Origin of the sequence: Streptomyces sp. Qhu_M48 (assembly GCF_051305195.1) — a bacterium.
In the GTDB taxonomy this organism is placed as follows: Bacteria; Actinomycetota; Actinomycetes; order Streptomycetales; family Streptomycetaceae; genus Streptomyces.
The window spans coordinates 6,624,148-6,639,671 of sequence record NZ_CP195432.1 but is presented as its reverse complement, the minus strand read 5'-3'; the positions used below and the strand labels follow the sequence as shown (position 1 = coordinate 6,639,671).

The 15,524-nt window shown below is 71.5% G+C and carries 15 protein-coding genes; 10 read left to right on the top strand and 5 right to left on the bottom strand.

The window, feature by feature from the left end:
- Positions 1-115: 115 nt before the first annotated feature.
- Positions 116-1,048: an aldo/keto reductase gene (locus tag ACRRSS_RS29640; RefSeq protein ID WP_435974118.1), complete on the top strand. Its 933-nt coding sequence runs from the start codon at positions 116-118 to the stop codon at positions 1,046-1,048.
- A 54-nt stretch (positions 1,049-1,102) separates the two neighbouring features.
- Here ACRRSS_RS29640 and ACRRSS_RS29635 read toward each other — a convergent pair whose 3' ends face one another.
- Positions 1,103-2,203 carry an endonuclease/exonuclease/phosphatase family protein gene (locus tag ACRRSS_RS29635; protein ID WP_435974117.1) on the bottom strand — a complete coding sequence of 367 codons (1,101 nt, stop codon included), beginning with the start codon at positions 2,201-2,203 and terminating at the stop codon, positions 1,103-1,105.
- A gap of 123 nt (positions 2,204-2,326) precedes the next feature.
- Here ACRRSS_RS29635 and ACRRSS_RS29630 point away from each other — a divergent pair, with 123 nt between their 5' ends.
- The 7 genes from ACRRSS_RS29630 to ACRRSS_RS29600 are packed head-to-tail and all read left to right on the top strand — an operon-like array spanning position 2,327 to position 10,226.
- A complete protein-coding gene (locus tag ACRRSS_RS29630; protein ID WP_435974116.1) occupies positions 2,327-3,370 on the top strand; it encodes a glycosyltransferase family 2 protein in 1,044 nt (347 codons plus the stop codon).
- A complete protein-coding gene (locus ACRRSS_RS29625; RefSeq protein WP_435974115.1) occupies positions 3,367-4,488 on the top strand; it encodes a lysylphosphatidylglycerol synthase domain-containing protein in 1,122 nt (373 codons plus the stop codon). The genes ACRRSS_RS29630 and ACRRSS_RS29625 overlap by 4 nt, the downstream gene beginning before the upstream one ends.
- Positions 4,475-5,875, top strand: a complete 1,401-nt coding sequence (locus ACRRSS_RS29620; RefSeq protein ID WP_435974114.1) for an aspartate aminotransferase family protein — start codon at positions 4,475-4,477, stop codon at positions 5,873-5,875. The genes ACRRSS_RS29625 and ACRRSS_RS29620 overlap by 14 nt, the downstream gene beginning before the upstream one ends.
- Positions 5,869-6,891, top strand: a complete 1,023-nt coding sequence (locus ACRRSS_RS29615; RefSeq protein WP_435974113.1) for an NAD-dependent epimerase/dehydratase family protein — start codon at positions 5,869-5,871, stop codon at positions 6,889-6,891. Before ACRRSS_RS29620 ends, ACRRSS_RS29615 begins: the two co-directional genes overlap by 7 nt.
- An 11-nt stretch (positions 6,892-6,902) precedes the next feature.
- Positions 6,903-7,811 carry a UbiA prenyltransferase family protein gene (locus ACRRSS_RS29610; protein ID WP_435974112.1) on the top strand — a complete coding sequence of 303 codons (909 nt, stop codon included), beginning with the start codon at positions 6,903-6,905 and terminating at the stop codon, positions 7,809-7,811.
- A gap of 55 nt (positions 7,812-7,866) precedes the next feature.
- Complete coding sequence (locus tag ACRRSS_RS29605; protein WP_435974111.1) at positions 7,867-8,874, top strand: glycosyltransferase family 2 protein; 1,008 nt, start codon at positions 7,867-7,869, stop codon at positions 8,872-8,874.
- Positions 8,871-10,226, top strand: coding sequence for an endonuclease/exonuclease/phosphatase family protein (locus tag ACRRSS_RS29600; protein ID WP_435974110.1), 1,356 nt, complete (start codon positions 8,871-8,873; stop codon positions 10,224-10,226). The genes ACRRSS_RS29605 and ACRRSS_RS29600 overlap by 4 nt, the downstream gene beginning before the upstream one ends.
- Positions 10,227-10,246: 20 nt before the next feature.
- Here the strand turns inward: ACRRSS_RS29600 and ACRRSS_RS29595 are convergent, their stop codons facing one another.
- The 4 genes from ACRRSS_RS29595 to ACRRSS_RS29580 all read right to left on the bottom strand — a co-directional run bounded on the left by ACRRSS_RS29595 (position 10,247) and on the right by ACRRSS_RS29580 (position 12,794).
- Positions 10,247-10,996, bottom strand: coding sequence for an AfsR/SARP family transcriptional regulator (locus ACRRSS_RS29595; protein ID WP_435974109.1), 750 nt, complete (start codon positions 10,994-10,996; stop codon positions 10,247-10,249).
- A gap of 25 nt (positions 10,997-11,021) precedes the next feature.
- A complete protein-coding gene (locus ACRRSS_RS29590) occupies positions 11,022-11,282 on the bottom strand; it encodes a hypothetical protein (RefSeq protein ID WP_435974108.1) in 261 nt (86 codons plus the stop codon).
- A gap of 73 nt (positions 11,283-11,355) precedes the next feature.
- Complete coding sequence (locus ACRRSS_RS29585; RefSeq protein WP_435974107.1) at positions 11,356-11,598, bottom strand: hypothetical protein; 243 nt, start codon at positions 11,596-11,598, stop codon at positions 11,356-11,358.
- A gap of 431 nt (positions 11,599-12,029) precedes the next feature.
- Positions 12,030-12,794: a GntR family transcriptional regulator gene (locus ACRRSS_RS29580; protein ID WP_435975454.1), complete on the bottom strand. Its 765-nt coding sequence runs from the start codon at positions 12,792-12,794 to the stop codon at positions 12,030-12,032.
- A gap of 285 nt (positions 12,795-13,079) precedes the next feature.
- Between ACRRSS_RS29580 and ACRRSS_RS29575 the strand changes: the two genes are divergently transcribed.
- Complete coding sequence (locus ACRRSS_RS29575) at positions 13,080-14,369, top strand: extracellular solute-binding protein (protein WP_435974106.1); 1,290 nt, start codon at positions 13,080-13,082, stop codon at positions 14,367-14,369.
- A 131-nt stretch (positions 14,370-14,500) separates the two neighbouring features.
- Positions 14,501-15,523, top strand: a complete 1,023-nt coding sequence (locus ACRRSS_RS29570) for a carbohydrate ABC transporter permease (RefSeq protein ID WP_435974105.1) — start codon at positions 14,501-14,503, stop codon at positions 15,521-15,523.
- The last annotated feature ends 1 nt before the right edge of the window (position 15,524 follow it).

Below are 15,524 nucleotides of genomic sequence, written 5' to 3'. Positions count from 1 at the left end.
ACGGACAGGGGAATCCTCGGAGTTCGGCCACCGCTTGTCCGGCGAAACCCCTGTGCGGCGGGAGGTCTTGATCCAAGATGGTCTAGTCCAACCGTCTTCGAGAAGGACTGTATCCATGGCGATCCCGCAGCGCACCCTGGCACTCGGCGCCCTGCCGTTCGGTACGACGGTCGACGAGGCCACCTCGTTCGCCGTGCTCGACCGCTTCACCGAACTCGGCGGCACCGTGATCGACACCGCCAACAACTACGCCTACTGGGTCGAGGGGGGAACCGGCGACGAGAGCGAGGCGACCCTCGGCCGCTGGCTCGCCGCCCGCGGCAACCGCGACGGCCTCGTCCTCTCCACCAAGTGCGGCGCACGGCCCACCGCCCCCGGGGCCTCCGAGGTCGAGGGACTCTCCGAGAAGGCGATCAGGAGCGCCCTGGACGACAGCCTGCGCCGGCTCGGCGTGGACCGGGTCGACGTCTTCTGGGCCCATGTGGAGGACCGCGCGGTCCCGCTCGCCGAGACCGTGGCCGCCCTCGCCGACCTCGTCGACGAGGGCCGGGCGGGCGAACTCGGCGTCAGCAACCACGCCGTCTGGCGGGTCGAGCGCGCCCGCGCCCTCGCCGGCGACCGCCCGCGCTACACCCACCTCCAGTACCGCCACTCCTACCTCCAGCCCCGCTTCGACAAGGGCCTGCCCTCCACGGCGCACGTCCACGTCACCCGGGAACTCCTGGACTACACGCGCAGCGAGGGCGATCTGACGATCTGGGCCTACAGCGCGCTGCTCTCCGGCGGCTACACCCGCCCCGAGGTCGAGGTCCCCGACGCGTACGACCACCCCGGCACCGCCCCGCGCCTCGCCGCGCTCCGCGAGGTCGCCGGAGAACTCGGCGCGACCGTCAACCAGGTGGTGCTCGCCTGGCTCCTCGACGGCGAACCGTCGATCCTGCCCGTCGTCGGCGCGAGCCGCGTCGAGCAGGTGGAGGAGGTCATGGGCGCGCTCGACCTCACCCTCGACCCCGACCAGCGGCGACGGCTGGACGAGGCCGGTTCCTGACGGAGCAGGGCACGGCGGCGGGCCGGAACCCTTCAGGGGTCCGGCCCGCCCCGCTCAGCCCACCGGGGAGACCAGCAGCTCCTGGCCCTTGTGGTCGGAGAGACCCGCGGCGGAGACCAGCGCGTAGCGGTGCACGCGCAGGGCCTCGTCCGTGAACGTCCAGTCCAGCCGCCACAGCGGGAGACCCCCGACGCCCCAGGTGCCCGGCAGGAACGACGACGAGGCCGGCAGCGCGTCGCGGAACGCCTCCCGCAGCCCCGCCAGATCACCCATGGCCGGGGTCGTGTTGAAGTCCCCCGAGATCAGCAGCGGGTGGGGGTTCGCGCGGGCGTCCCCGAGCAGCGCCGCGTAGTGCTCCTTGCGCACGGGGTCGGTGGCGCGGACCACCCCGTAGAAGCCGGGGCTCAGCCAGCTGCGCTCGATGTCCAGCTGCACCGGGACGTGCACGTTGTAGAACGACACCACCGTGCCGGCCACGTCCACGTCGGTGCGCAGCACCTTGTTCCACTCGAACCGCTCCCGCCAGGACGCGGACGCGCCCGGCGCCCGGCCGGGGCCGACCGGGGGAGCGGCGACCACCGGATACCGCGAGAGGGTGACCAGCTCCCCCCGCGCCACCAGGTGGTAGCCCGGGAACTCCGCCCGCAGCCGGTCGAGCCGGTCGATCTCCTTGTGCTTCCCGTCCTCCCAGGCCAGATGCTCCTGGAGCAGGTAGACATCGGCGTCCTTGGACCGCAGGTAGCGGTGGAAGACGTCCGGGTCGTCGGTCGTGTCCCAGTAGAGCGTGTTCCACGAGAACACTTTGAGGGCCTGCCCGGGCGCCTGGCCGGGACCCGCCCCGGGGACCAGCGCCCCCCAGTGGAGCCCCGCCCTCCCCACCCCCGCCACCAGAAGCACCGCGAGGGCCGGGAGCAGCCACCGCCGGGTACGCCCGCGGGTCACCGCGCACGCCAGGGCGAAGAGCAGGACGGGCACCGCGACGAAGGCCGGCGGCGGCGCCAGGTCCGGCAGCAGCCACAGCCACCACCGCCCGCTCAGCAGCTGCCCGAGGGCGACGAGCAGCGCCCAGGCCGCTGTCACCCCGATGAGGAGCCGGGTGGCGGTGCGGTGCGCGCGTGTCCCGGCGGCGGCGCCGGAGATCGGGGGGAGGTTCACGACCGGGAACGCTAGCAGCGCCCAACTCCCTTTTGTTTCAGCAACGTTGACCGTCTCGGACTGCGAGAAGCCGCGATACGCGATCGATATCCGGTCAATACGCGGACCCAGTGTGCTCTTCCCATGACGCAAACCGTGTCGGTCGTCATACCGGCCTACAACTCCGCACGCACCCTCGACGCCTGCCTCAGATCCGTCCTCGCGCAGACCCACCCCGTCCACGAGGTCATCGTCGTCGACGACGGCAGCACCGACCGGACCGCCGAGATCGCCCGGACCCACCCGGTCGTCCTGATCGGCGGCGAGGGCAACCGCGGTGTCTCCGCCGCCCGGAACGCGGGAATCGCCGCAGCCACCGGCGACGTCCTGTTCTTCCTCGACTCCGACGAGGCGCTCACCCCGGACTCGGTGGCCAACGCGCTGGAGATCCTGCGCGACGACCCCTCCTGCGGCTGTGTGCACGGTGTCATCGCGCCCGAACCGCTCTTCGACGACGGGCCCGTCGAGTGGTACAAGACGCTGCACGCCTACTGGTGGCGCGCCCGGGGCGCCGGGGTCGTGGAGACCGCGTTCTTCGCCCAGGCGGCGGTGCCGCGGGAGGTCTTCGACCGGCTCGGCGGCTTCGACGAGCGGCTGCGCGACTCCGAGGACCTGGAGTTCAGCGACCGACTGGCCCCGCACTACCGGATCATCCTCACCGAACGGGTGATGGCGCGCCATGACGAGGAGCACCGGCTCGGCCCGCTCCTGTCGGAGACCTACCGCCGGGCCCTGCTGCTCGTGCCCGCCCTCCTCTCCGCCCGCGCCGGCGGACGGAGCAACCTGACGGCCAACACCCCCGCGTCCGTCCTCGCCGCCGCCCTCTGCCTCGGCTCCGTGCCGCTGCCGTTCCTCGCGCTCCTCCTGTCCGCGCCGTCGCCGGTCGTGCCGCTCCTCGCGGCCCTGCCCGCGGCCGGACTGCTCGCCTTCTGCCTGGCCAACCTCGGTCTGCTCGGCTTCGCGGCCCGGCGCAGGGGTGCCTCCTTCGTCCCCTTCTTCACCGGCGTGCACCTCGCCAACCACGCCGCACTGCTCGCCGGTGCCGCGCGGGGGGCCCTCGGCGCGCTCACCTCGGCCCGGCCCTCCGCCGGTGACCGGCGGACCCCCGAACGGGCGGCGGCGCGATGACGGTGTGGCTGCGCAGACTTCTCACCCCGGTCGTCGTGGCGGCCGCCCTGATCGGGGTCTACTTCCTCCTGCGGGGCGAGGGACCCAAGGTGGTGGAGGCGTTCGCCCGCGCCGACGCCGTCCCCCTGATCGCCGCCTCGGTGGTCGCCAACGTCGCCGGCCTGGTCCTCGCCGTGCACGCCTGGCGGGTTCTCATCCCCGGCGACCACCCCATCCGGGGCCTGCGCGCGGCGAAGATCTACTTCCTCGGCCAGCTCAGCAAGTACGTGCCCGGCCGGGTCTGGGGGGTCATCACCCATGTGGCGCACGGCCGGGAGGCCGGTGTCCCCGGCGCCCAGATGACCTCCGCCTATGTGCTGAGCCTGGCCCTGACCCTGCTCACCGGCGCCGCCGTCGGCCTGGTCGCGGCCCCCGCCGCGCTCCCGGGGTACTGGGTGTGGCTGTGCCCGCCCGCGCTCCTCTTCCTCGCCGGCGTCGTGCGGCCCGCGCTGATCACCCGGCCCGTCACGGCCCTCGCACGGCTGGTGAAGCGGCCGGTCGTGCCCCCGCCGGACCACGCGGTCCGCAGGGCGGTCCTGCTCGCCGTCGCCTCCTGGACGGCCTCCGGACTCCACCTGTGGTTCCTGCTCCTGGCCGTCGGAGCACCTCCTCTGGCCGGGTTCGGCGCGGCGGTCGGCGGCTTCGCCCTGGCCACCGTGATCAGCAGCCTGGCGCTGATCGTCCCCGACGGCTGGGGCGTGCGCGAGCTGACCCTCACCGCCGCCCTCTCCACCGTCCTGCCCGGTGGCCTGGCCGCCGCCGCGGCGATCGCGAGCCGCCTGGTGTGCGTCGTCGCCGAGCTCGCCAGTTCGGCGGTCGTCCTCGCCTGGTCGCGGGCCAGATCGGCCCGGGAGCCCCGTACGGCCGCCGGCACGAAATCGTCCCCGCCCGCCTCGGCCGCCCCCACGGCCCCGCCCGCCCCGACCGCCCCCACGCACGAGGCCGCCCCCACGAGCACCACGGCCGCCCGCCGCGCCCCGGCCCCCGCCCCCGACCCCCTCTCCTTCCCCGCCCTCCTCGTCGCCCCGATCACCCACACCACCGCCCCGATGGGAGACCAAGCCCGTGTACACCCTTGACGACGCCGAGAAGTTCCAGGTCGACGAGGTCCACGACCTCTACCGCCGCTACGTGAACAAGAGCCAGGTCTCCCTCATGACCTCGTTCGGCTTCGGCCGCGAGCTCGTCCGCAGCGCCGAGGGCGCCTACCTCACCCTTGAGGACGGCAGGCGGATCCTCGACCTGACCGGAGGCGTCGGCGTCCTCAACCACGGCCACAACCACCCCCGCATCCTCGCCGCCCGCGAGCGCTTCGCCCGTGACAAGCGGATGGAGGTCCACAAGACCTACTTCTCGCCCTACCTCGCCGCCCTCGGCCACAACCTGGCCGAGGTCCTGCCCGGCGACCTGAACATGGCGTTCCTGCCGAACTCGGGCGCCGAGGCCGTCGAGGGCGCGGTGAAGCTCGCGTACAAGTTCCACAACGGCAAGCGGAACACGGTGCTGCGCGCGGACTGCGCCTTCCACGGCAAGCTCCTCGGCTCGGGCGGGCTGACCGGCCAGGCCCAGTTCGGCTTCCCCACCATCCCCGGCGTGGACACCTTCCGTTACGGGGACCTCGACTCCGTCCGCAGGGTCGTCGCCGCCCACCGGGGCGACGTCTACGCCCTCCTCATCGAGCCCTTCAGCGCCTCCACCATCCAGGAGTGCTCGGAGGAGTTCCTGCGCGGACTGCGCGAGATCTGCGACCGCGAGAAGATCGTGCTGATCTTCGACGAGATCTACACCGGCTGGGGCAAGACCGGCAGCCTCTTCCACTTCATGCGCTACCCGGGCCTGATCCCCGACGTGCTCACCACGTCCAAGTCCTTCGGCGGCGGCAAGTCGTCCATCTCCGCCTTCGTCGCCCGCGAGCCGATCTTCCGCAAGGCGTACGACAACCTCGGCGACTCGCTGATCAACTCCACCTCCACCACCTACTACGGCTTCGGCGAGGAGTGCGCCACCGCCCTCGAAGCCGTCAACATCGTGGTGGAGGACGACTACCCGGCCCGCGCCCGCGCCCTCGGAGCCGTACTCGAACCCGGCCTCGAACGGCTCGCCAAGCAGTACCCCGACGAGATCGGCCGCGTGGCGGGCGCCGGCGCCCTGTGGGGCGTCTTCATCGAGGGCGGCCCCCGCATCCTCGACCTGGTCGCCAAGCTCGCGCCCGGCGGCATGGCCCGCGACCCGCGCTTCAAGACCAAGCTCGTGACCTGCGCCGTGATCAACGCGCTCTACCAGGACCACGGCATCTTCACGTACTACACGCTCAACGGCGCCAACCCCCTGATCATCGGCCCCTCCCTGGTCACCGAACCCGAGGAGGCCGAGCGCGTGATCGACGCCCTCGACGACGTCCTCGGCCGCGGTCTGACCGGTCTCGTGGCCCGTTTCATCAAGCAGAAGGTGAGCTCCCAGTGGTGATCACGATCACCGGCGCGGCCGGCATGCTCGGTTCCCGCCTGGCCGAACGGCTCCTCTCCGAGGGCCACGAAGTACGCGGCGTCGACCTCAGGCCCGGCCCCGGGGTCGTGCTGACCGGAGACATCCGCGACCGCGAACTCATGGACCAGGCCCTCGAAGGCGCCGACGTCCTCGTCCACGCGGCGGCCGCCCTGCCCAGCTACCCCGACGAGCAGATCCGCTCCATCATCATCGGCGGCACCCGCAACGTCTTCGCGGCGGCCAAGGCCGCCGGCACCCCCCGCGTCGTGCACATCTCCTCGACCGCCGTCTACGGCCTGCCGACGATCGTGCCCACGCCCGAGGAGTACCCCCGCGAGCCGGTGGACACCTACAGCCGCGCGAAGGCCTCGGCCGAGGAGATCGCCGAGAAGTACCGGGCCGAGGGCATGTGCGTCCCCATCCTCCGGCCCAAGACCTTCGTCGGACCCGGCCGCATGGGCCTGTTCTCGATGCTCTTCGAATGGGCCGAGGAAGGACGGAACTTCCCCGTCCTCGGCAAGGGGAACGTCAAGATCCAGATGTTCGCCGTCGACGACCTCGTCGACGCCGTCGTCACCGTCCTCACCGCGCCCGAGGACGTCGCCAACGACACCTACAACCTCGCGGCGGCCGAGTTCGGCACCATCCGCGAGGACTTCCAGGCGGTCCTCGACGCCGCCGGCCACGGCAAGCGGGTCATCGGACTGCCCGCCCGCCCCGCCCTGGGCCTGCTCAACGTCCTCCAGCGGGCCAAGCTCTCGCCGGTCTACGGCCGCCTGCTGCACAAGCTGATGGACGACTCCTACGTGAGCATCGACAAGGCCAAGGCCAAGCTCGGCTTCACCCCGCGCCTGTCGAACGCCGACGCCGTCCTGCGCACCTACGAATGGTGGCGCACGGCCCGTCACACCGCCCCGAAGGCGGGTGCCAACGGCCGTACGAGCCGTGACCCGTGGAGCCAGGGCCTGCTGTCCACCGCGAAGATCTTCTTCTGAGAGGCCGTGCCATGACCCAGACCCAGACCCAGCTCACGGGGCACCCCCCTGCCCCGGCGCCGGTACGGCGGGGACGGCTGCCCGCGCCGATCGCCCTGCTCAGACCCGGCCAGTGGCCCAAGAACCTGCTCGTCGTGCCGCTCGCGCTGCTCGGCGGCCACCTGGACACCACGACCCTGGTCCGGGTCGGCGTGGCCCTCGGCGCCTTCATCCTCGCCTCGTCCCTCGTCTACGTCCTCAACGACATCGCCGACGTCGAGCGGGACAAGCGGCACCCGGTCAAGCGCCACCGGCCGCTGGCCTCGGGGCGGATGAGCATGACCTCCGCCGTCACCACGGCCCTCGTGCTCGCCGCCCTGCTCGTCCCCGCCCTGCTCGCCCTCGGGGCCGGGTCCGCCCTGATCGTCCTGATGTACCTCGCCGTGAACGGCGCGTACAGCTGGAAGCTCAAGCACCTCCCGCTGCTCGACGTCTTCGTCGTCGCCACCGGCTTCGTGCTCCGCCTCCTCGGCGGGTACGAGGCCGCCCACCGCCCGGTCGAGATATGGCTGGTGCTCACCGTGCTCACGTCCTGCCTGGTCCTGATCCTCGGCAAGCGGCGGCACGAGCTGAGCGTCTCCGGCACCGGGCACCGGCCGGCGCTCGTCGGCTACTCCGCCCACTTCCTCGACCTGGTCCTGGTGCTGTGCTCGGCCCTGACCCTGTTCGGCTATCTCCTCTACCTGCGCACCGAGTCGGGCTTCGGGGAGTACGCCCTGCTCACCGTGGTGTGCGCGCTCTTCGCCCTCTTCCGCTATCTCCAGATCGTGATCGTGGACGGCGGCGGGGGAGAGCCCGTCAAGACGCTGATGCGCGACCGGGTGATGCTCGTCAACTCCGCCGTCTGGGGCGCGCTCCTCGTACCGCACCTCGCCACCTGACCGCCCTCCTCCGCGCCCATCACCCCTTTCACCTCCTTCACCACCGAGGAATCCCATGTCCGCACCCCTCGTGTCGGTCGTCGTCCCGATGTACAACGACCGGCCCACCATCGACCTCTGCCTGCGTTCCATAGCCGAGCAGACCTACCCCCACATCGAAGTGATCGTCGTCGACGACGCCAGCACCGACGGCTGCGCGGACATCGCCGCCACCCACCCCGTCCAGCTGGTCCGCGTCCGGGAGAACGGCGGACCCGGCTCCTCCCGCAACGAGGGCGTCCGCCGCTCCCGGGGCGAGATCGTCTTCTTCCTCGACGCCGACCTGACCATGCACCCCGAGGCGGTCGCCCAGGCCGTCGCGCTCTTCGACGAGAACCCCACGTACGGCGCGGTGTTCGGGATACCCGACAAGGAGCCGCTGTTCGAGGAGGGCGCGGTCGGCCAGTACCGCATCCTCCAGTACCACTACTGGCGCAAGAGCGCCGAAGGCCTGGTCAGCGGCGGCTTCTACGCCCTGGGCGCGGTCCGCAGGTCCGCGTTCATGGAGGCCGGCTGGTTCAACACGGCGCTGCGGCAGACCGAGGAGATCGACCACGCGGAGCGGCTGGCCGCCCGGTGGCCCATGCTGCTCACCTCCCGGATCAGGGGCCGGCTCTCCGACGAGAACCGGATGCGGCCCCTGCTGCGCAAGGCGTTCGTCCGCAGCCGTCTCCGGGTGCCGTTCTACTTCGACCGGGGCCGTGCCATGCAGGGCATGGAGACCGGGGGCCGGGCCGTCGCCTCGGGGCTCGGCGGCCTCGCCGTCGCGGCGCTGCCGTTCGGCCTGGTCCACCCGGCCGCGTTCGCGGTCTCGCTGGCCGCGCTCACCGGGTCGGTCCTCGCGGACCTGGGGCAGTACCGCTTCGTGCTCAAGGAGCGGGGACTCCTCTTCGGGGTCTTCTTCACCGGCGCCCAGGCGCTGGTGAACACCGCCGTCATGACCGGTCTCGCGGCCGGGCTCGCCCAGTACGCGGCGAGCGGCCGCTTCCGGCGGATGTACGAGCCGCAGGGGAGCCTCACATGACCACGGCACGGACCCCGGGCACGGCGCCGACGAGTGGGGCCGGGACCGAGAGGGGGGAGGAGACGGCGGGCGCGGCCGGGACAGCGGGGACTGCCGGGACCGCCGGGGCCATGAGCGGGGCCGGAGCCGGCGGGACCGCGAGTGCGGCCGGAGCGGACGGGACCGCGAGTGCGGCCGGAGCCGACGGCGCCGCTCACTCCCCGGCAGGGGAGGAGCCCGGCCGCGGCCGTCGGGTCGCCCGCGCCATCCGCCTCTGGTACGGCCGGACCGTCCTCGGCCTCGCCGCCCTCTGGCTGCTGTTCGCCGCGGTCCGGTGGCTGGTGAGCGGCCGGTGGCACTGGTCCCTCATCCTGGACGTCGCCCCGCCCCTCTTCCTGACCGGCATCCCGCTGGTCCTCCTGGTGGCCGGCGCCGCCGCCTGCGGACGCCGCCGACGGCTCGCCGCCGGCGTCTCGGGACTGGCCCTCGCGCTCGCCCTCACCACCGGCTCCGGCTTCAACTGGCCCGCGCTCTGGCGCGATCCGGGCCCCGTGCCGCCGGAGGCCCTCCGGGTGGTCTCGCTCAACACCCAGTACTGGGCGATGGCGACCAGCACCGACCGGCTGTTCGCCCTGCTCCACGCCCGCGACGCCGACGTCTACCTCCTCCAGGAGCACGTGGGCTGGACCCCCGGCCTGGGCGAGGACGGCTACTGGCGGCTCGACGACGACGCCGAGCTGCGCCGCCAGTTCCCCGGCTACCACATCGCCCGTCGCAGCGAACTGCTCACGATCTCCCGCTTCCCGATCCTGTCCCAGACGACCGTGGGGCCCCGGCCCCGGACCGCGGACGGCGGGAAGCCCGACTTCGGGCAGGAGTTCGCGCGGGAGAAGGTGCTCCGGACCGACCTCGATGTGCGCGGCCGGGTGCTGAGCACGTACAACGTGCACATCACCGTGCCGCTGGCGCTCGACAACCTCAACCTCTTCTCGGACTTCGAGCACGACCCGTACCTGCGGCGCAAGCACGCCTGGCGGCAGGAGGAGTTCCGCGGCCTGGAGCAGGACGTGGCGGCCAACCAGAACCCCGTGCTCATCGCCGGCGACTTCAACGCCACCGACTCCATGCGCTCCCTCGACGGGGTGCGCGAGGTGGCCGAGGACGCCACCCCGGCCAACCCCGACTTCCTGCCGCTGAGCTGGAAGTTCGCGGCCCTGGGGGAGTTCGGCGACAACGTCTTCAACCAGAACCTGCCGTTCTTCCGGATGGACTGGGCCTTCACCAGGAACCTCAGCCGCGTGCACCGCTACGAGTTCCTGCCGACCGACGGGGTCTCCGAGCACCGGCTCCAGGAAATTCGGATCACCGTGTGAGCGAGGGGCGCCACGGCCGTTCAGGCGGAGACGCACTCACCGAGCAGGATGGACCGCTCCATGCCGCTGAGTCCCGGACCGGGCTCGATCCCCAGCTCCTCGACCAGGGTCAGCCGCACGCGCCGGTACGCGGCCAGCGCCTCGGCCGTCCGGCCGGCGCGGTGCAGGGCCAGCATCAGCTGGGCGTGCAACTGCTCGCGGAAGGGGTACATGGCCGTCAGGGCCATCAGCTCGCCGATGACGTCCCCGTGCCGGCCGAGGGCGAGTTCGAGGCCGAGCCGCTCCTCGGTCGCCCGGATCCGCAACTCCTCCAGGCGCCGGATCCCGGGATCCAGGGCCCGGCTCGTCTGTCCGGCGAGCGCGGGGCCGTTCCACAGGGCGAGGGCGTTGCGCAGCTCCAGTACGGCCTCGGCCCTGCGACCGCCCTCGGCGAGGGCGCGGGCGCGCTCCACCCCGCTCTCGAACACGGTGGAGTCCAGGTCATGGCGGCCGAGGCGCAGCCGGTAGCCGTACGAGTGGGTCTCGATCAGCTCCGGGGCGCCGGCGCCGGAGAAGGCGCGGCGCAGCGTGGAGACACAGATACGGATCTGGGTGCGGGCGCTGGCTGGGGGGTGGGGGCCCCAGACGGCTTCGACGAGGCCTTCGACGGAGACGGCCCAGTCGACCTCCAGAGCGAGGGCGGCCAGGACGGTCTGGGTCCGTCTGCCGCCCAGGGGCACCGGGCGGTCGTCGACGGTGGCGCGGAGGGGGCCCAGGATATGGACGAACACGGCTGAATTCCCCGTTCGGGAGGGTTCACAGGAGTCTGCAGTCGGCGATGCCGTAGCCGCCGAGCTCGGGAGAGCGCCCCAGCATGCGCAGGCAGATGCCGAGCGCGCGTCCGACGGCCTCGAGTTCGTCGGGGCAGTCGAGGCAGAGCGCGATCCGGACGGAGTGGTCCGCGACCAGCGCACGAGCGGTCTCGACGGGGTCCGTCGGCTCGACGGCCCGGTACAGGGCGGCCAGTACGCCGCTGGGGGTGGGGCGCTCGGTGTCCGCCGCGGCGGACGCGGACATCGAGATGCCGATGAGGAAGATGGCGGGTCCTGCGGAAGAGAGGGGCGGGCTCGTGGGACGCGGGGGGCGGCGGTCAGCCCCACGAGAAGCCGTCGGAGGAGGCGGCGGACGGCGTGGGCACCACCGTGGGCGCGGCGGTCGGTCCGGCGCCCGGGTCGGCCTCGGGGCCGGTGACCGGGTCGGCGGCGAGGACCCGCGCCGGCGCCGTACCCGGTCCGGTCGTGGCACCGGCGGAGGGTCCGGCGGTGACGAGGATCGCGCCGAGGACGGCGAGCGGGGCGGCGGCGAGGACGAGACGGCGGGCGGAGGAGCGCATGGCGGAGACACCTCTGACGGGTTCGGGATTCGGTGGTTTGTGTCGATTGCCCTTGGGTGGGGCCCTTTCGACACGTTCAAGAATGCTCGAACGAGAGCGAGGTGTCAGCGGTTCACCACTGGCAGCAACCGCCCGGTCGTTTGGCGCCACCCCGCGGGGCACCGTCGGAGACGGCGCTCACCAGCGGGTTCACGGGTGGTGTCACGTTGCTGCCGTGCACAAGGTGCCGAGGCGCGCGGTCGGCGAACCGGCGAAGAGCGGGCCGGGAAACGTGCAAACAGGGGAGCGGCGACGGGGCCCGGCCGGAAGAGGGGAACGGCGGCGGGGCGCGGCCGAAGCGGAAGAGGAGGGGAGAGCGCAGCGGAAAGAGGGGGACGCCGCTGCCGCGGCGTCCCCCTCTTTCAGTGGTTCCGGTGTGCGGACCCGACCGCTCAGCCGTTGGGGCGCTTGAGGCGCGCCACGAACTTGTACCGGTCGCCGCGGTAGACCGACCGTACCCACTCGACCGGCTCGCCCTGGGCGTCCAGCGAGTGCCGGGAGAGCATCAGCATCGGCAGGCCCACGTCCGTGCCGAGCAGTCCGGCCTCGCGCGGGGTGGCGAGGGAGGTCTCGATGGTCTCCTCGGCCTCGGCGAGGTGCACGTCGTACACCTCGGCGAGGGCGGTGTACAACGAGGTGTACTTCACGAGGGAGCGGCGCAGCGCGGGGAAGCGCTTCGCCGACAGGTGGGTCGTCTCGATCGCCATCGGCTCGCCGCTCGCGAGCCGCAGCCGCTCGATGCGGAGCACCCGTCCGCCGGCCGAGATGTCGAGCAGGCCGGCGAGGGTGTCGTCGGCGGTGACGTACCCGATGTCGAGGAGCTGTGAGGCGGGTTCGAGGCCCTGGGCGCGCATGTCCTCCGTGTAGGAGGTGAGTTGCAGGGCCTGCGAGACCTTGGGCTTGGCCACGAAGGTGCCCTTGCCCTGGATGCGCTCCAGGCGGCCCTCGACGACCAGCTCCTGGAGGGCCTGGCGCACGGTGGTGCGCGAGGTGTCGAACTCGGCGGCGAGTGTGCGCTCGGGCGGGACCGGTGTGCCGGGCGGCAGGGTCTCCGTCATGTCGAGCAAATGCCGCTTCAGTCGGTAGTACTTGGGCACGCGCGCGGTACGGGTGGGTGCCCCACCTTCCGTCTCCGCGCTGCCCGCGTCCGTGGCCATGGCCTGCCTTCCCGACTCCTGTGCTGCTGCCGTCACCGGCTCCTCCGTCTGTCGCGGCTCACATGGTGGCACGGACCGGTCACGGGTCGTCGCCCTCCCTCAGGTGTCGGTCCGATAACGGACGCGACTGCCCTTCTTATACACCCTTGACACCCCTAAAGGTCTAGGCCAAGCTCCGGGTACTGGTCTAAACCATTAAAGACCAGGTCCCAGCCCCACGAGCACTACCTGACGTATGTCTTCGCGCGGTGGGCAGGGGTTGCAGGCATCCCTGAGGAGGGTGGCGTGAAGCGCAAGCTCATCGCGGCGATCGGCGTCGCGGGCATGATGGTCTCTATCGCTGCATGTGGTTCGGACAGCGACGGCGACAAGGGCGGCAAGACCGAGGCCGGGGGCAACAAGAACCTGACCGTCTGGGTCATGGACGGTTCGGCGCCCCAGGCGTGGATCGACGGCGTCAACAAGGAGTTCGAGGCCAAGCACCCGGGCGTCAAGGTCAAGGTCGAGACGCAGGCCTGGGGCGGCATCCAGGAGAAGGTCACCACCGCCCTCTCCGAGGACACCCCGCCGGACGTCATCGAACTCGGCAACACCCAGACCACGGGTTACGCCGCCTCCGGTGGTCTCGCCGACCTGACGGCCGACAAGGCCAAGCTCGGCTACGACTCCTGGAACAAGGGCATCCTTCCCTCGGCCGAGCTGGACGGCAAGCTGTTCGCCGCCCCGTGGTGGGCCGCCAACCGTGTCGTCGTCTACGACAAGGCCGCCTTCAAGAAGGCCGGCGTGACCCCGCCGAAGACCCGCGCCGAGTGGGTCGAGGGTCTGAAGAAGCTCAAGGCCTCGGACCCGAAGAGCCAGCCGATCTACCTGCCCGGCCAGAGCTGGTACGTCCTCGCGGGCTTCGTCTGGGACGAGGGCGGCGACCTCGCCGTCAAGGACGGCGACAAGTGGAAGGGCGCCCTCGGCACCCCGCAGGCCGCGGCCGCCATGAACTTCTACAAGGAGCTGCAGTCCTTCTCGACCGCTCCCAAGGACAAGGACGAGGCGACCCCGCAGCAGTCCGTCGACGTCGTCCCCAAGGGTGGCGTCGCGTCCTGGATCGGTCTCGGCTGGGAGGCCGGCGGCGCGATCGCGGAGATCGAGAAGGCCGGCAAGAAGGCCGACTTCGGCTACTTCCCGATCCCGGGCAAGACCGCCGACAAGCCGGGCTCCGTCTTCTTCGGCGGCTCGAACCTCGCCATCTCCGAGCGCTCCAAGAACAAGGACCTCGCCAAGGAGTGGCTGGCCCTCGCGTCCGGTAAGGCGCAGATGGCCGAGTACGGCAAGGCCACCCTCGGCGGCATCATCCCGAACGACCCGGCCGCGCAGTTCAAGCCGGAGGCCGGCTCCTTCGCCGAGGCCATGGTCAAGGCCGCCGACACCGGCAAGATCACGCCGGTGACCGAGGGCTGGGCCAACGTCGAGACCGACCCGAACCCGATCAAGGACTTCATGACCAAGGTCCTGAAGGGCGAGGACCCGCAGAAGGCGGGCGAGGCGGCCGACAAGGTCATCACCGAGCGCATCAACCAGTAGTGAGACCGAGCCCGGGGGCGTGGCCGGACCCTACCGGCCACGCCCCCGGGACATCGCAGTGATCAGCGGCCCGCTCCCCCGGGCCGCGCCCCGGTGGGCGCGGGAGCCCCAGAACCGCGAGGAATAAGACCATGACCGTGGACTCCCAGGGGACGGCGGCCGCCGCTCCTCAGGACGCGCCCGGGAGGGCGGCAGGGAAGTCTCAGACTCCGCCACCCCCTTCCGGCCCGAAGGAAGTCCTTCAGCCCTCGCGTGGGAGACGCTCCCTGCCCAGCGGGCTGCTGCCGTACCTGCTCATCACGCCCGCCCTGCTCTCCATGGCGGTGCTGCTGCTCTACCCGCTCTTCCGCAACGTCGTCCTCTCCTTCCAGGGGGTCAACAAGCGGGAGATGATCCGGCGCGAGACGCCCTGGATCGGCTTCGAGAACTACACCAGCCTGCTGAGCGACCCCGACTTCTGGAACGTCGTCGTCCGCTCCCTCGTCTTCACCGCGGTCAACGTGGCGCTGATCATGCTGATCGGCACCCTGCTCGGCCTGCTGCTCAACCGCCTCGGCAAGAAGATGCGGCTCGTGCTCTCCCTCGCGCTGATGTTCGCCTGGGCCATGCCGATCATCGCCTCCATCACCGTCTTCCGGTGGCTCTTCGACGAGCAGTACGGCGTCGCCAACTGGGTGATGCGCACGCTCGGCTTCTCCGGCTACGAGCAGCACAACTGGTTCGAGACCGGCTTCGACGCCCTCGTCATCATCATGGTGCTCCTCGTCTGGGGCTCGATCCCCTTCGTCGCGCTCAACATGTACGCGGCCCTCACCACCGTCGGGACCGAGCTGTACGAGGCCGCCAAGATGGACGGCGCCAGCGGCTGGCGCACCTTCTGGTCCGTGGTGTTCCCGAGCCTGAAGCCCTTCTTCCTGATCACGACGTTCCTGGAGATCATCTGGATCTTCAAGGCGTTCGCCCAGGTCTACGCGATGAACGCCGGCGGCCCCGACCGCGGCTCCGAGACGCTCCCCGTCTACGCCTACATCGAGGGCCTCGGCCAGCAGCACTACGGCCTCGCGGCGGCCATCTCGATCCTCACGATCGTCATGCTGATCGTGGCCATGTCCTTCTACTTCCGCCTGATCCTGAAGCAGGAGGATGAGCAGTGAG

Coding starts and splice junctions, on each gene's coding strand:
- ACRRSS_RS29640 (WP_435974118.1), top strand. CDS start 116: ATGGCGATCCCGCAGCGCACCCTGGCACTCGGCGCCCTGCCGTTCGGT.
- ACRRSS_RS29630 (WP_435974116.1), top strand. CDS start 2,327: ATGACGCAAACCGTGTCGGTCGTCATACCGGCCTACAACTCCGCACGC.
- ACRRSS_RS29625 (WP_435974115.1), top strand. CDS start 3,367: ATGACGGTGTGGCTGCGCAGACTTCTCACCCCGGTCGTCGTGGCGGCC.
- ACRRSS_RS29610 (WP_435974112.1), top strand. CDS start 6,903: ATGACCCAGACCCAGACCCAGCTCACGGGGCACCCCCCTGCCCCGGCG.
- ACRRSS_RS29605 (WP_435974111.1), top strand. CDS start 7,867: ATGTCCGCACCCCTCGTGTCGGTCGTCGTCCCGATGTACAACGACCGG.
- ACRRSS_RS29600 (WP_435974110.1), top strand. CDS start 8,871: ATGACCACGGCACGGACCCCGGGCACGGCGCCGACGAGTGGGGCCGGG.
- ACRRSS_RS29590 (WP_435974108.1), bottom strand. CDS start 11,282: ATGTCCGCGTCCGCCGCGGCGGACACCGAGCGCCCCACCCCCAGCGGC.
- ACRRSS_RS29585 (WP_435974107.1), bottom strand. CDS start 11,598: ATGCGCTCCTCCGCCCGCCGTCTCGTCCTCGCCGCCGCCCCGCTCGCC.
- ACRRSS_RS29580 (WP_435975454.1), bottom strand. CDS start 12,794: ATGGCCACGGACGCGGGCAGCGCGGAGACGGAAGGTGGGGCACCCACC.
- ACRRSS_RS29570 (WP_435974105.1), top strand. CDS start 14,501: ATGACCGTGGACTCCCAGGGGACGGCGGCCGCCGCTCCTCAGGACGCG.